The sequence below is a fragment of the Ammonifex thiophilus genome, from assembly GCF_003368535.1.
In the GTDB taxonomy this organism is placed as follows: domain Bacteria; phylum Bacillota; class Desulfotomaculia; order Desulfotomaculales; family Ammonificaceae; genus Ammonifex; species Ammonifex thiophilus.
The window spans coordinates 20088-33950 of sequence record NZ_QSLN01000010.1; the positions used below are offsets into that span (position 1 = coordinate 20088).

At 60.4% G+C, this 13863-nt stretch carries 12 protein-coding genes; 1 reads left to right on the forward strand and 11 read right to left on the reverse strand.

Annotation, left to right across the window (positions count from 1 at the left end; translation table 11 throughout):
- Window positions 1-12: 12 nt before the first annotated feature.
- The 10 genes from tsf to DXX99_RS07505 all read right to left on the reverse strand — a co-directional run bounded on the left by tsf (window position 13) and on the right by DXX99_RS07505 (window position 11012).
- Window positions 13-621, reverse strand: coding sequence for a translation elongation factor Ts (gene tsf / locus DXX99_RS07460; protein WP_115792876.1), 609 nt, complete (start codon window positions 619-621; stop codon window positions 13-15).
- A gap of 70 nt (window positions 622-691) precedes the next feature.
- A complete protein-coding gene (gene rpsB / locus DXX99_RS07465; RefSeq protein WP_476692343.1) occupies window positions 692-1408 on the reverse strand; it encodes a 30S ribosomal protein S2 in 717 nt (238 codons plus the stop codon).
- A 179-nt stretch (window positions 1409-1587) separates the two neighbouring features.
- Window positions 1588-2979 (reverse strand): ATP-dependent protease ATPase subunit HslU, encoded by a 1392-nt coding sequence (gene hslU, locus DXX99_RS07470; RefSeq protein ID WP_115792877.1) that lies wholly within the window; start codon window positions 2977-2979, stop codon window positions 1588-1590.
- Between the two features lie 3 nt (window positions 2980-2982).
- Window positions 2983-3516, reverse strand: a complete 534-nt coding sequence (gene hslV, locus DXX99_RS07475) for an ATP-dependent protease subunit HslV (protein WP_115792878.1) — start codon at window positions 3514-3516, stop codon at window positions 2983-2985.
- A gap of 12 nt (window positions 3517-3528) precedes the next feature.
- Window positions 3529-4446: a tyrosine recombinase gene (locus DXX99_RS07480; protein ID WP_115792879.1), complete on the reverse strand. Its 918-nt coding sequence runs from the start codon at window positions 4444-4446 to the stop codon at window positions 3529-3531.
- Window positions 4447-4451: 5 nt separating this feature from the next.
- The gene (trmFO, locus tag DXX99_RS07485; RefSeq protein ID WP_115792880.1) at window positions 4452-5765 is read right to left on the reverse strand and encodes an FADH(2)-oxidizing methylenetetrahydrofolate--tRNA-(uracil(54)-C(5))-methyltransferase TrmFO; all 1314 of its coding nucleotides are present in this window, start codon (window positions 5763-5765) and stop codon (window positions 4452-4454) included.
- Window positions 5766-5771: 6 nt separating this feature from the next.
- Window positions 5772-7832 (reverse strand): type I DNA topoisomerase, encoded by a 2061-nt coding sequence (gene topA, locus DXX99_RS07490; protein WP_115792881.1) that lies wholly within the window; start codon window positions 7830-7832, stop codon window positions 5772-5774.
- Window positions 7829-8956, reverse strand: a complete 1128-nt coding sequence (gene dprA, locus DXX99_RS07495; protein WP_115792882.1) for a DNA-processing protein DprA — start codon at window positions 8954-8956, stop codon at window positions 7829-7831. Before dprA ends, topA begins: the two co-directional genes overlap by 4 nt.
- Complete coding sequence (gene miaB / locus DXX99_RS07500; protein ID WP_205664666.1) at window positions 8953-10296, reverse strand: tRNA (N6-isopentenyl adenosine(37)-C2)-methylthiotransferase MiaB; 1344 nt, start codon at window positions 10294-10296, stop codon at window positions 8953-8955. Before miaB ends, dprA begins: the two co-directional genes overlap by 4 nt.
- A gap of 53 nt (window positions 10297-10349) precedes the next feature.
- Complete coding sequence (locus tag DXX99_RS07505) at window positions 10350-11012, reverse strand: YjbE family putative metal transport protein (RefSeq protein WP_205664667.1); 663 nt, start codon at window positions 11010-11012, stop codon at window positions 10350-10352.
- A 158-nt stretch (window positions 11013-11170) separates the two neighbouring features.
- Here DXX99_RS07505 and thrC point away from each other — a divergent pair, with 158 nt between their 5' ends.
- Entirely contained in the window at window positions 11171-12673 is a 1503-nt protein-coding gene (gene thrC, locus DXX99_RS07510; RefSeq protein ID WP_115792885.1) for a threonine synthase, read from the forward strand.
- On the opposite strand, the gene ychF is transcribed toward thrC, so the two are convergent.
- Window positions 12663-13751, reverse strand: a complete 1089-nt coding sequence (gene ychF, locus DXX99_RS07515; protein WP_240610863.1) for a redox-regulated ATPase YchF — start codon at window positions 13749-13751, stop codon at window positions 12663-12665. The two genes, thrC and ychF, sit on opposite strands and share 11 nt — an antisense overlap.
- Between the last annotated feature and the right edge of the window lie 112 nt (window positions 13752-13863).

The following is a 13863-nucleotide window of genomic DNA, read 5'->3' on the forward strand; positions in this document are numbered from 1 at the left end:
CTGGCTCAGCTCCTAGCCCTTGAGCCCTTCCCCGAGCTCATACCGGGTAAAGCGCCTGATCACTATGTTTTCCCCTATCTTGGCTATAAGCTCATTCAGGAGGTCGCGCACGGTTATCTCCGGGTTCTTGATGAAGGGCTGCTCCAGAAGACAGACTTCTTTAAAGAATTTCTCCAGGCGCCCCTCCACCATCTTTTCGATGACGTGCTCCGGCTTGCCCTCGTTACGGGCCTGAGCCCGCAAGATCTCCTTTTCCCGCTCCACTACTTCCGGAGGAACGTCTTCCCGCGCCACGTACTCCGGCTTGGCCGCCGCTATCTGGAGGGCTATGTCGTGGGCAAACTGCCTGAACTCCTCGGTGCGGGCCACAAAATCGGTCTCGCAGTTAACTTCCACCAGTACCCCCACCCGGTTGCCGGGGTGGATGTAAGCCGTGATCACCCCTTCGGCGGCTACCCTTCCCGCCCGCTTGGCGGCCGCCGCCAGGCCTTTTTCCCGGAGATAGATTATGGCCTTTTCTATGTCCCCTCCCGTTTCCATGAGGGCCTTTTTGCAGTCCATCATGCCCGCACCCGTGCGCTCGCGCAACTCTTTCACTAGCTTGGCCGGAATCTCCGTCAAAACCTCGAAACCTCCTTTTCCCGTAAAGTTGCGAGTTTAAACAGATAGAGGGGGCCAAGCCCCCCTCCTTTTAGCCTACTATTTCTTCTTCCGCCTCTTCCGGAGCGGGCTCTGCCACTACTCCTTCTCGCCCCTCGATCACGGCGTCCGCTATCTTGCTGGTTATGAGCCGGATGGCCCGGATGGCGTCGTCGTTACCCGGGATGACGTAGTCGATCTCGTCCGGGTCGCAGTTGGTGTCCACGATGGCGACTATGGGGATGCCCTTCTTGCGGGCCTCCGCCACAGCTATCTTCTCTTTGCGCGGGTCCACCACAAACAGGGCCGAGGGGAGCGAGTGCATGTTCTTAACCCCGCGGAAGTACTTTTCCAGCTTCTCCTTTTCCTTGCGCAGGCGCATGGCCTCCTTGCGGGGCCTGAGATCTATCTCGCCGTTGGCCTCCATCTCCTCCAGCTCCCGCAGGCGCTCGATGCGCCTCTTTATGGTCTGGAAGTTGGTAAGCATGCCCCCCAGCCACCGCTGGTTGACGAAGAACATACCGCAACGGGTGGCCTCTTCTTCGATGGTCTGCTGCGCCTGCCGCTTGGTGCCCACGAAGAGGATGGTCCCTCCCTGGGCAGCCAGGTCGCGAACGAAGTAGTAGGCCTCCTCCAGCTTCTTCAGGGTCTTCTGCAGGTCGATGATGTAGATCCCGTTGCGGTCGGTGAAGATGTAGGGGGCCATCTTGGGGTTCCAGCGCCTGGTCTGGTGTCCGAAGTGCACGCCCGCCTCGAGCAACTGCTTCATCGTAACTATGGCCACTTTTCCACCTCCTTCCCCCGTTGGTTTTTCCTCCGCCGCTTTCATCCCTCCGGGAAACCGCTCTTCGAAGAAGCGGCACCCTCCCGCAAGTCAAGCGACGTGCGTTTTAAAACCTGGCAGAACGCCAAACCCCATTTTACCATGCCGCTTTGGGGGGCGCAAGCTCACAAGATGTAGCGGCTCAGGTCCTCCCGCTTGACTATGGGCTCCAGTTTTCGGCGCACGTAATCGGCATCTATAACTATTTCCTGCCCTTTCATCTCCGGGGCTGCGAAGGAAATGTCCTCTATAAGTTTCTCCATTACCGTATGCAGGCGCCGCGCCCCTATGTTTTCCGTCTGCTCGTTCACCGTATAGGCGATGTCCGCTACAGCCTGCAAGGCGTCGGGGGTAAACTCCAGCTTCACCCCCTCGGTGGCCAGCAAGGCCTGGTACTGGCGGATGAGAGCGTTGGCCGGCTCGGTGAGGATCTGAAGGAAGTCCTCCCGCGTGAGGGGCTTGAGCTCCACTCGGATGGGGAAGCGCCCCTGCAGCTCGGGTATGAGGTCGGAGGGCTTGGCCATGTGGAAAGCCCCGGCCGCTATGAACAGGATGTGATCGGTCTTTACCGGACCGTACTTGGTCGGCACGGTGGAGCCCTCTACAATGGGTAGAATGTCGCGCTGGACACCTGCGCGGGAGACATCGGGCCCCGGCCCTATCTCTTTGCCGGCTATCTTGTCTATCTCGTCGATGAAGATGATGCCGTGCTCCTCCGCCCGCTTTATGGCCTCGGCGGTGACTTCCTCCATGTCGATGAGCTTGGCTGCCTCTTGCTGGGCCAAGTAGCGCCGCGCCTCCTTAACCTTCACCCTCCTTCTCTTTTTCCGAGGAGGGAAGAGGTTACCCATGAAGTCCTGGAGGTTGATCCCCATCTCCTCCACCCCGGCTGCCGAGAAGATTTCCAGGAAGGGGGTGCTCCGGTCCTCCACTTCGATCTCCACGTACTCGTCCTCCAGCTCTCCCCGCAGCAGCCGCTCCCGCACCACCTGCCGCCGGTAAGCCAGCTCCTCCGCCGCCCTCCTCTCCTCTGCCCCCATCCCCTCCGCCGGGCGGGAGTAGCCGAAGAGCAACTCCAGAGGGTTGCGGGCAGGCGCTGCCGGGGCAGGAACCAGGATCTCCACCAGCCGCTCTATGGCCAGCTCCTGGGCCTTGTCCTCCACCGCCGCCATCTTTTCCTGCTTAACCATGCGCACCGCCGTCTCCACCAAATCTCGCACCATGGCTTCGACGTCCCGGCCCACGTAACCTATCTCGGTAAATTTGGTGGCTTCCACCTTGACGAAAGGAGCCCTCACCAGCCGGGCCAGGCGGCGGGCTATCTCCGTCTTACCCACCCCGGTGGGACCTATCATGAGGATGTTCTTGGGCATAACCTCGTCTCGTAGCTCCGGCGGCAAGAGGCTCCTCCGGTAGCGGTTGCGCAGGGCTATGGCCACGGCCCGCTTGGCCTCTTCCTGTCCCACGATATATTTATCGAGCTCAGCCACTATTTGCCTGGGCGTCAGATCCTCCATGACTTATATCTCCTCCACCACAATGTTTTCGTTGGTGTAAACGCAGATGGAGGCAGCTATGCGCAAGGCCTCGCGGGCGATGGTGGCAGCGTCGTAGTCGGTGTGCCAAAGAAGAGCCCGCGCCGCCGCCAGGGCAAAGGGTCCGCCCGAACCTACCGCCACGATGCCGTCGTCGGGCTCCAGCACCTCACCTCCGCCGGTAATGAGGAGCAGATGCTCGGTGTTCGCCACCACCAGAAGGGCTTCTAGGCGTTCGAACCGCCGGTCGGTGCGCCATTCCTTGGCCAGGTTCACCGCCGCCCGCAAAAGGTTCCCTTGCGCCTCTTCTATCTTAGATTCGAAGCACTCAAAAAGGGTGAGGGCGTCGGCCACACTCCCGGCAAACCCGGCCAGCACCCGCCCCTGATAGAGGCGGCGCACCTTGCGGGCGTTGTGCTTGATCACCGTGTTCTGCGCCAGGGTCACCTGCCCGTCGCCCGCCATGGCGGTACGCCCGTTGCGGCGCACCGCTACTATGGTAGTCCCTTCCAAACGCACAAAATCCCTCCTTCAAGCCCGGGGATGGGTTTTTTCGTAGATGTGCTTTATCCGCTCAAGACTTAACCGGGTGTAGATCTGAGTGGTGGCCAAGCGCTTGTGCCCCAAAAGCTCCTGCACCGTCCTGAGATCAGCCCCTCCGTCCAGCAGATGGGTGGCGAAAGAGTGGCGGAAGGTGTGCGGGGTCACCTTTCCTTTAATAACCCCCGTCCTGGCCGCGTAGGAGGTCACGATCAGCCTTATCCCCCGGGCGGAGAGGCGCTCCCCCCGATGATTCAGAAAAAGGGCCGGTTCTTCCTCTCCTTGAGAGCGCCGGCTGAGGAGCAGGGGTCGCCCCCGCTCCAGATAGTCTTTTAAGGCCGCCACCGCCAGCGGGTGCAAAAGGGCAATCCGTTCCTTACTCCCCTTGCCCCATACCCTCAGCTCTCCCCGTTCCAGATCCAAGTCCGAAAGGTTTAAATGCTCCACCTCGCTTACCCGCAGCCCGGCGCCGTAAAGCACCTCCAGCAGGGCCCGGTCCCGCCAAACTTTAGGATCCGCTCCCTTGGGGGCCGTCACCAGGGCCTCGGCCTCGTGGGGGGAAAGGACGCGAGGGAGGCGCTTCTCCCGCTTAGGGGCACTCACCAGCTTCAAGGGGTTGGCGTTGAGTATCCCCTCCCGGCAGAGGAAGCGGAAGAAGCTGCGCCAGGCGGCCAGCTTCCGGGCAATGGTATTGCGGGAAAGGGACCTCTCGTGCAGATGCCCCAGGAAGCGGCGGAAAAGGGAAGGGGTTATAGACCGGAGGGAAAGCTCCGCCTCCGCCACCCCCAAAAGCCGGGCGAAAAAAGAAAGCCCCTCCAGCAAATCTTTCTGGTACTCGGTTAAAGTCCGCAAAGAGGCGCCTTTTTCCGTCTGCAGGTAGACTATGAAGCGATCAATGAGGCTATACATTTTCTTCAGACCTCCAGTTGGTGGGCTTTGATGAACTCCTCCAGCACGGCCAGAGCCCTCTCGGCCAGGAGCAGGCGGCGCCGTCTTTTGTCCCGCACTTTGTGCTCGAGCGGAGGGAAAAGCCCGTAGTTTACGTTCATGGGCTGGAAGTGACGGGGATCGGCGGTGGTTATGTAGTTGAGCAGGGCTCCGTGCGCCGTCTCCGGGGGGAAGACCAAAGGTTTCTCTCCTCTCGCCAACCGCGCCGCGTTTATTCCCGCCACCAAGCCTGCCGCCGCCGATTCCACATACCCTTCCACCCCCGTTATCTGCCCGGCAAAGAAAAGCCCCGGCTTCTTCTTGCAGAGAAGGGTGGGTTCCAGCAGAACAGGAGCGTTTAGGAAGGTGTTGCGGTGCATCATGCCGTAGCGCACAAACTCCGCCCTTTCCAGCCCAGGAATTAAGCGAAAGACCCTCTTCTGCTCGCTCCACTTTAGGTTGGTCTGGAAGCCCACCAGGTTAAAGAGGGTGCCCTCTCGGTTGTCCTGGCGTAGCTGCACCACCGCATAAGGCTGCTTGCCGGTGCGAGGATCGATAAGGCCCACCGGCTTCAAGGGGCCGTAGAGCAAGGTCTCCCTGCCCCGGGCCGCCATAACTTCTATGGGCATGCAGCCCTCGAAGTGAATCTCCTTCTCAAACTCCTTAAGAGGTACCCGCTCCGCCGTAACCAGCGCCTCGTAAAAGCGGTCGTACTCCTCCTTGGTCATAGGGCAATTAATGTAGGCTGGCTCTCCTTTGCCGTAGCGAGAAGACCAGAAAACTTTCTCCTGGTCGATGGACTCCAAGGTAACTATGGGCGCCACGGCGTCGTAGAAGTAAAGGTACTCCTCCCCGGTGAGCTCCTTTATGGCCGCGCTCAGGGCGGGAGAAGTCAGGGGGCCGGCGGCGATTATGGTAGGGAAATGATCGGGTATGGAGGTGACCTCCTCCCGGCGAATTTCGATCAAGGGGTGCGAACTCAACGCCTCGGTGATATAGGCGGCAAAACCCTCCCGATCCACGGCCAGGCTCCCTCCAGCCGGAACCCGGTTGGCCTCCGCCGCCTGCATGATAAGGGAGCCTAGCCGCCGCATCTCTTCCTTCAAGAGACCCACCGCGTTTTCCAGGCTTTCCGCGCGCAAAGAATTAGAGCACACGAGCTCCCCGAAGTAACCGGTGTGGTGCGCCGGGGTCATCTTGTGAGGACGCATCTCATAAAGAATCACCTTTATTCCCCGCCGGGCGATCTGCCACGCCGCCTCCGATCCGGCTAGTCCCGCTCCCACGACCACTACCTGCATTTTTCCTCACCCCTCAAGGCGCTGGTAGCCGCACGACTCGTTGGTGCAGACGACCTGCTTTTTCTTCCCCCTGCCCCGTCGCACCATCAGGCTCCCGCACTCTGGGCAGGGTTCGGGCACTGGCTCCGACCAGACCACGAAGTCGCACTCGGGGTAACGGCTGCAGCCGTAGAAGTACCTTCCCTTCTTGCTGCGACGCTTCACCAACTCCCCTCCGCAGCGCGGGCACTTCACCCCCGTCCCCACTGGCATCCGCATCTGACACTCCGGATAGCCGGAGCAGGCCAGAAATTCCCCGTAGCGTCCCGTCTTTTTCACCATGGGGCGGCCGCATCGGGGGCAGGAGATATCGGTGAAGGTGTCGGGCAAGGATACCCTTTCGATGGCCGCTTCCGCCCGCACCAGATCCTGACTGAAAGACTGGTAAAACTCGCGCAGGATGTCCACCCAATCGGCCTGTCCCTCTTCTACCAGATCGAGCTTCTCCTCCATGGCCGCGGTGAAGCCCACATCCACTATGCCCGGGAAGTGCTCCTTTAGAAGCTCTACCACCGTTCTACCTAAAGGGGTAGGGTGCAGATATTTGTCCACCCGCACCACATAGCCTCGCTTGAGAATGGTCTCGATGGTAGGGGCGTAGGTGCTGGGGCGCCCCACCCCCTTCTCCTCCAGCGCTTTGACCAGCGTGCCCTCCGTGTAGCGAGGCGGCGGAGTGGTAAAGTGCTGCTGGGGGACGAACTCCTCGAAGGTGAGGACTTCCCCTTCCCGCAAAGGGGGAAGCTTTCCTTCTTCTTCCTCTTCCTCCGAGCGCCAGAGGCGCAGGAAGCCGGGAAAGAGAAGATGAGTGCCGGTGGCGTAAAAGGTATAATCCCCCGCCTCTATCTCCACACGAGTGAGGAAGTACCTGGCCGGCGCCATATGAGCCGCCAGGAAGCGCTCCCAGATGAGCCGGTAAAGCTTGTACTGATCCGGGGTAAGGTAAGGCTTGACCTTTTCCGGCGTCCGGTAGACATCGGTGGGCCTTATGGCCTCGTGGGCGTCCTGCACCCGACCTTTGGCTTTCCTTTCTTTAGGCAGGATATCACCCACAAACTCGGCTCCGTAGTGCTCCTTTATGAAGGCCCAGGCCCTCTCTTTAGCCTCCTCCGAAACGCGGGTGGAATCGGTGCGGATGTAGGTTATCAGCCCCACTGGACCTTCCGGCCCCAGATCCACCCCTTCGTAGAGTTGTTGGGCCACGGCCATGGTGCGCTCCAGACGCATGCCCAGGTGGCGGTTGGCCTCCTGCACCATCTGGCTGGTGGTGAAGGGCAAAGGGGGAGCTTTGCTCCTCTCCTGCCGCACGACCCGCGCCACCTTCCAGTCGACCGAAACCGTGGAGAGCATAACCCTCTCCACTTCCTCTGCTGTGCGGCAGGTGAACTTTTTGCCCTTAAAGCGGGCCAGCTTGGCCAAGACCCGCTCCCCCCCGGGAGCAAGGAGCCAGGCCGCCAGATCCCAGTACTCTTCGGGCTCGAAAGCCTCTATCTCTTCTTCCCGCTCGACCACCAGTCTCAAGGCCACAGATTGCACCCGGCCGGCCGAAAGCCCTCGCTTTACCTTGCGCCACAGAAGTGGGCTCAGGCTGTAGCCCACCAGCCGGTCTAAAACCCGCCGCGCTTGCTGGGCGTTTACCCTGTTGAGATCGATGGGACGGGGGGATTTCAAGGAGTCCAAGACCGCATTCTTAGTGACCTCGTGAAACTCGATGCGGCAAGGAGCTTCCGGGGGTATGCCCAGGAGAAGGCAAAGATGCCAGGCAATGGCCTCCCCCTCGCGGTCGGGGTCGGAGGCCATGAGCACCGTATCGGCCTTGGCCACGTAGTTTCTGAGCTCTTGGACCACCTTCCCTTTACCTCTTATGGTGACGTACTTGGGGGTGAAGCCGTTTTCCAGATCTACCCCCAGCTCGCTCTTAGGAAGGTCGCGCACGTGCCCCATAGAAGCTTTTACCAGAAATTGAGAGCCTAGAAACTTGGAAAGCGTCCGGGCCTTGGCCGGCGACTCCACTATGATAAGATGCTTCACCTGGGATCCCCCTTTCTTCTCCGGGAGCGAAGCAGATTTTCTCCCTGTCGCGTGAGCAGATAGGTCCCCCCTCCTCCGGGCCGCACTACCCCCTTGAGCTCCAGCATGGAGAGCAGGCTAAGGCAAGCGTCCACCGACATCTTGCCCCGCTCCACCAGTTCCTCCAAGGAAAGAAAGCCGGCCGCCAGCAGGGAAACTACCTCCTCCTCTTCTGGATTCAACGCCAAACCTTCCTCTTCCTCCGCCCCAATTATCTCCCAGCCCAACACTTCCAAAACGTCCTCTGCTTTTTCCACCAGGTAGGCTCCCTGCTTCAGCAAAAGATGAGAACCTTTAGCCTGCGGGGTGGTCACCCGGCCGGGAACGGCCAGCACCTCCCGGCCGTATTCCAGCGCCAGATCGGCCGTTATCAGAGCACCGCTTTTCTCGGGCGCCTCCACCACGATCACAGCGTGGACCAGCCCCGCTATTATCCGGTTGCGTACCGGAAAATGCCAGGGACGCGCCTCGGTCCCCAGGGGGAACTCGGAGATGAGAGCCCCCTTCTTTTCTATTTCCTGCCATAGCCTCCAGTTTTCACGGGGATAGCAGCGGTCACAACCTGTGCCCAGAACCGCCAAGGTGCGGCCCCCGCCGGAAAGCGCCCCCCGGTGGGCCGCCGCGTCGATACCCCGAGCCAAGCCGCTCACTACAGTCACGCCGAAGCGAGCCAGATCACTGGCCAGGCTCTCCGCCACTTCCCGGCCGTAGCGGGTCGGGCGCCGGGTTCCCACTATGGCTACGGCCCGCTCCTCCCGCCTTATCTCTCCCAGGTAAAAGAGGGCTACCGGCGGCGAGTCTATCTCCCGTAGTAAAGCCGGGTAATCCGGCTCAGCCAGGGTGACGTAGCGCACTCCCAACTTCCTGAGGCGCTCTTCCTCCTTTTTCAGGTCGAGCTTTGCCCTCCGGCCAGCCAGGGCCTCCGCCAGCCTCTCCCCCACCACGCTGGCCCAGTGCCTAGGAGAAGCCAGGAAGGCCTCGCGTGCTGAGCCGAAAAAAGAGATGAGCTCTTTCACCCGCCGCGACTGGCCGGGAAGCAAAAGCTGCCAGGCCAGGCAGTAAAGGCGCTCTTCCGCCGAGTTCAAGCCACCAGGACCTCCTCTACTTTGCCCTCGAGGTAAGTAAGATGCCCCGCCGTTATGCGCACCGCCACCAGCTTGCCGGCGAGCTCAGGTGTCCCGTCCAGGATAACTGTCTTGTAGGTCCGCGTTCTTCCTTCCAGCCGGTTGGGGTTGGTGCGGCTGGGGCCTTCCACCAGCACTTCGTGCACCCTGCCCACCTCCGCTCGGTTGCGCTCCCGGCTTATGGCCTGCTGCAGGGCCAGCAGACGCTTTATGCGCTCCACCTTAACCCCATGCGGCACCTGGTCGGGGAAAGAAGCCGCAGGCGTGCCAGGCCGGGGGTTATAGATGAAGACGAAGGCTTGGTCGAAGCCGACTTCCCGCACCAGCAGGAGCGTTTGCTCAAAGTCCTCTTCCGTTTCCCCGGGAAAACCCACCATGATATCGGTGGAGAAGCTGGCCTGCGGTAAAGCCTCCCTTATCCTGCGCACCAAGTTAAGGTAATCCTGCCGCGTGTACCCCCGGCCCATGCGCCGCAGTATTTTATCCGAACCCGCCTGCACCGGCAGGTGGAAGTTCTCGCACACCTTGGGGAGCTCGGCCACAGCCCGAATGAGGTCCTCCCCAAAGTCGCGCGGGTGGGAGGTGGTGTACCTTATGCGCCATATTCCCTCTACCGCGTTGAGCTGGCGCAGTAAATCCGCAAAGGTCACCGGCGGCTGAAGCCCCTTGCCGTAGGCGTTTACGTTTTGCCCCAAAAGGAAGATCTCCCGATAACCTTCCTTCGCCAGCTCCTTTACCTCCCGCAAGACGTCCTCCGGCCGGCGGCTGCGTTCCCTGCCTCGCACGTAAGGCACTATGCAGTAGGTGCAAAAGTTGTTGCAGCCGAACATAACCGGCACCCAGGCCCGCAGCCGGCTCTTCCGCCGTATGGGGAGCCCTTCCACTACTCCCCGTCCTTCTGGAGAGACCGCCACCACCTGGCCCCGCTCGGCCTCCAAGATGAGGCGCGGCAACTCGTGGCGATCGTGCGTTCCTACTATTAAATCTACAAAAGGAAAGCGGCGTTTAATTTCCGCCGCCGCTCCCGGACGCTGGGGCAAGCACCCCGTAACGCCTAAAAGCAGCCACGGCCGGCGCCGCTTGAGGCGCCCCAAACTGCCCAGAAGCCCCCAGACCTTATTTTCCGCCGACTCGCGCACACAGCAGGTATTAAGCAAAATGAGGTCGGCCTCCTCCGGACTGCTGGCCCGCGTGTATCCCATCTCCTCGACCAGACCGGCCATCACTTCGCTGTCCCACTCGTTCATCTGGCAGCCGTAGGTAAAGATATAGTATTTTCCTCTGGCTTGGTCCCCTGCCACGGTAAAATCCCTCCCGCTAGCATATTTTCTCATCCACGCCCGCCCTAAGACAACTAATGCCTCCTCGGAAGCCAGCGGGCCAGCAGAAGGACGCCTATCGCTCCCAGTATCTCCCCCGCCACCAGCCAGGGGCGGGAAACATAAATATACTTTTCTAGGAAGGGATCGGTCAAGATCAAGCCCGCCCCCACCTTACCCAGAAGGGCGGCGGCCAAGTAGCAGACCCAGGAGTAGCGGTCCATGAGGGCACAAACGAAGCTCGATCCTCCTACCACTAGGGGGATGCTCAGCCCCAGCCCCAAGGCGAGCAAGATAATGTTCCCTTCAGCCACTGCCGCCACTGCCAGGATGTTATCGGTACTCATCGCCACATCGGCTATCACGATGAGTTTTATGGCTTCCCAAAAACTCCTTGCCGCTCCGGTGTTGTTGCCCACCGGGCAGCTCACGTTCTCCCGCAGAAGCTTCACCGCTATACCGAGCACGAGGATGCCCCCTATGAGCTTGAGCAGGGGCAGGAGCACAAGTTGCGACGCCACCGCCGTGAGGCCCACCCTTAAGGCTACTGCCAACCCCGCTCCCAAGAATATGCCCAGCAGGCGCTTGCGCCGGGGGAGACGCCGCACCGCCATAGCGATGACACAGGCATTATCCCCCGCCAGCACAAGGTCGATGAGAACTATGCTCAGTACCCCCAGAAGGAATTCCTCGGACAATCTAAATGCCCTCCTAACGCTCTTCGAAGGCTTGTTCTTCGCCGCAATCATAATGATATCTATGTGGTTTTTCCAGCCGGCATAACGTTCCTTCCCTCTCCCCGCTCCTCTTGCTATACTAAGGTGGATACCAGAAGGATTAAGGAGGGGAAGTTTTAGTGCTTTACGAGAGTACGCGTGGGCAGGCGCCGCCGGTCAAAGCAGCGCAGACCATCCTGCAGGGGCTAGCTCCCGACGGCGGGCTTTACGTGCCCGAATTCTTTCCCCGGCTACGCCTTAGCTCCATTGAGGAACTGAGCCGCCGTTCCTATCCCGAGCAGGCGGTGCGCCTTATCTCCCTCTTCCTCACCGATTTTTCCCCTGCGGAAGTATCCTCTGCTGTCCTGGCTGCCTATAATCTTTTGAAGTTCGACACCGAAGAAATAGTCCCCCTCAAAGTGCTGGCTCCCGATACCGCTGTTCTAGAGCTCTGGCACGGCCCCACCCACGCCTTCAAGGATCTGGCCCTGACCCTCCTGCCCCATCTCATGACCCGGGCGGCGCAGAAGCTGGGACTGGAAAAAGAGATAGTCATCCTGGTAGCCACTTCGGGGGACACAGGCAAGGCCGCTCTGGAAAGTTTCCGGGACGTTCCCCAAACCAAGATAATTGTCTTTTTCCCCAGCGAAGGGGTAAGCGAGATCCAGAAAAGGCAGATGATAACCCAGGAAGGAGAAAACACCTTTGTGGTAGCCGTGGAGGGAAACTTTGACGACGCCCAGAGCGGGGTCAAGCAACTCTTCGGCGACCCGGAGCTCCGCCGGAAGATGGAAAGCGCCGGGATGACCTTCTCCTCGGCCAACTCTATCAACTGGGGAAGGCTTCTCCCGCAGATAGTCTACTACTTCAGCGCTTATGCCCGCCTCCTGCGGGACAAGCTCATCCGCCACGGTGAGGAGATCAACTTCGTAGTCCCTACCGGCAACTTCGGCAATATCCTGGCTGGTTTCCTGGCGCGGGAAATGGGGCTTCCGGTGAAAAGGCTGATCTTGGCCGCCAACGCCAACAACGTGCTCACCGACTTTATTAATACCGGGGTCTATGACCGCCGCCGCCCCTTTCACCGCACCATTTCCCCCTCCATGGACATCCTGATCTCCAGCAACCTGGAAAGGCTTCTCTACCTAGCCACCGACCGGAACGCGGAGAAGGTGCGGCAGTGGATGACCTCCCTCGCCAGAACGGGCGTTTACCAGGTCGACCAGGCCACCCACGAGCGGATAAAGCAGGTCTTCTGGTCCTCCTGGGCAAGCGATGACGAGACTCTGGCGGCCATAAGGGACGCCTATACCCGATACGGCTACCTTCTCGATCCGCACACCGGCGTAGCCTGGCACGTCTTCAACCGCTACCGGGAAGAGACGGGGGACAGCACCAGGACCGTGATCCTTTCCACCGCCAGCCCCTTCAAGTTCGCCCGGGACGTCATCCGTGCCTTGGCCCCCGAAAGGCTGGCCGGCAAAGAAGAGTTTTCCCTACTTAATCTTCTGGCCGAGCTTACCGGCTGGCCCATACCCCGGGGACTGCAAGGACTGGAAAGCAAGCCTATCCGGCACACACGCAAAGTGACCCGGGAAAAAATGCGGGACGTAGTGGAGGAAATCCTGGGCCTCACACCTTAAAGCGGAAGTAAATAACGTCGCCGTCCCTCACCCGGTAGTCCTTCCCCTCCAGGCGCAAAAGGCCGGCCTCGCGCACCTTAGCCGGCGAGCCCAGCCGCTTCAAGTCCTCGAAGTTAAAGACCTCCGCCCGGATGAAGCCCCGCTCGATGTCCGAGTGCACCTTCCCGGCCGCTTCCCGGGCGGTGGTTCCTTCTCTTATTGGCCAAGCCCGCACCTCGTCTTCGCCCACCGTAAAGAAAGAAATGAGACCTAAGCTCCGGTAAGCCGCCCGCGCCAGCCGGGCTATCCCGGGCTCCGTCAGGCCCAGATCGGTCATGAAAAGCTCCTGCTCCTCCGGCGGAAGAGAGGCTATTTCCTTCTCTATCTGCGCCGCCACCTCCACCAGCGGTATGCCGCGGGCGTTTGCCTCGCGCAGAAGCTCTTCCTTCCCTTCGTACCCCTCCTTGAGACCCCGCTCGTCCACGTTCACCGCCAGGATGATAGGCTTGACGGTAAGAAAGCCGTAATTGGCGAAGATAGGTCCCTCCTCCGGGGAAAGGGTGAGCTTCTGTAAGAGTTCTTCCTGCTCCAAGATTTCCCGGCAGCGCTCCAGCAGTTGAACCTCCACTTCTTTATCCCGCCGGGCCTTCTTCCCCTCGCGAAGCCGCTCCAGGCGCTTCTCCACCAAGCTGTAATCCGCCAGCCAGAGCTCGGCCAGAATCTCCCGAAACTCCTCTGTCGGGCTCATCTTCTCGAAGTAAAAGGGAAGGTCGGGATGGTTGAAAGCGCGGACCACAAAGCAGAGCGCATCGGCGCTGCGCACCTCTTCCAAGAAGCGGATACGCGCCTCCTTTTCCCCTTGCCGGGGGTCGAGGCCGGGTATGTCCTTGAAATCTATCCGGGCGGGAGTGACTTTGCGGGGCTGGTAGAGAGAAGCCAAGAAGTCGAGGCGGCTGTCAGGAACCGGCGCCGAACCCCGCCTTACCCTAGGCTCGCTGCCGGGACCGGTGGGAGCTTTAGCCCCGGTCAGAAGATTGAAAAGGGTGGTCTTACCTACCAGCGGAAGCCCGACGATGCCTATCTCCAAAACTCGTTCCACTCCTTTCGCAAGGCTGCTGGTCAAAAGGCTGGATACTAGTCTAACACGCTAAGTTTTGGGATACAACGCACAAGAATACGCCCCTCTTGGTTTACGAGGGGCTACAGGGTTA

Excerpts from the sequence above, each read along its gene's own strand:
- rpsB (WP_476692343.1), bottom strand. The coding sequence starts at position 1,408 with ATGAAGCAGTTGCTCGAGGCGGGCGTGCACTTCGGACACCAGACCAGG.
- DXX99_RS07480 (WP_115792879.1), bottom strand. The coding sequence starts at position 4,446 with ATGTATAGCCTCATTGATCGCTTCATAGTCTACCTGCAGACGGAAAAA.
- trmFO (WP_115792880.1), bottom strand. The coding sequence starts at position 5,765 with ATGCAGGTAGTGGTCGTGGGAGCGGGACTAGCCGGATCGGAGGCGGCG.
- hslU (WP_115792877.1), bottom strand. The coding sequence starts at position 2,979 with ATGGAGGATCTGACGCCCAGGCAAATAGTGGCTGAGCTCGATAAATAT.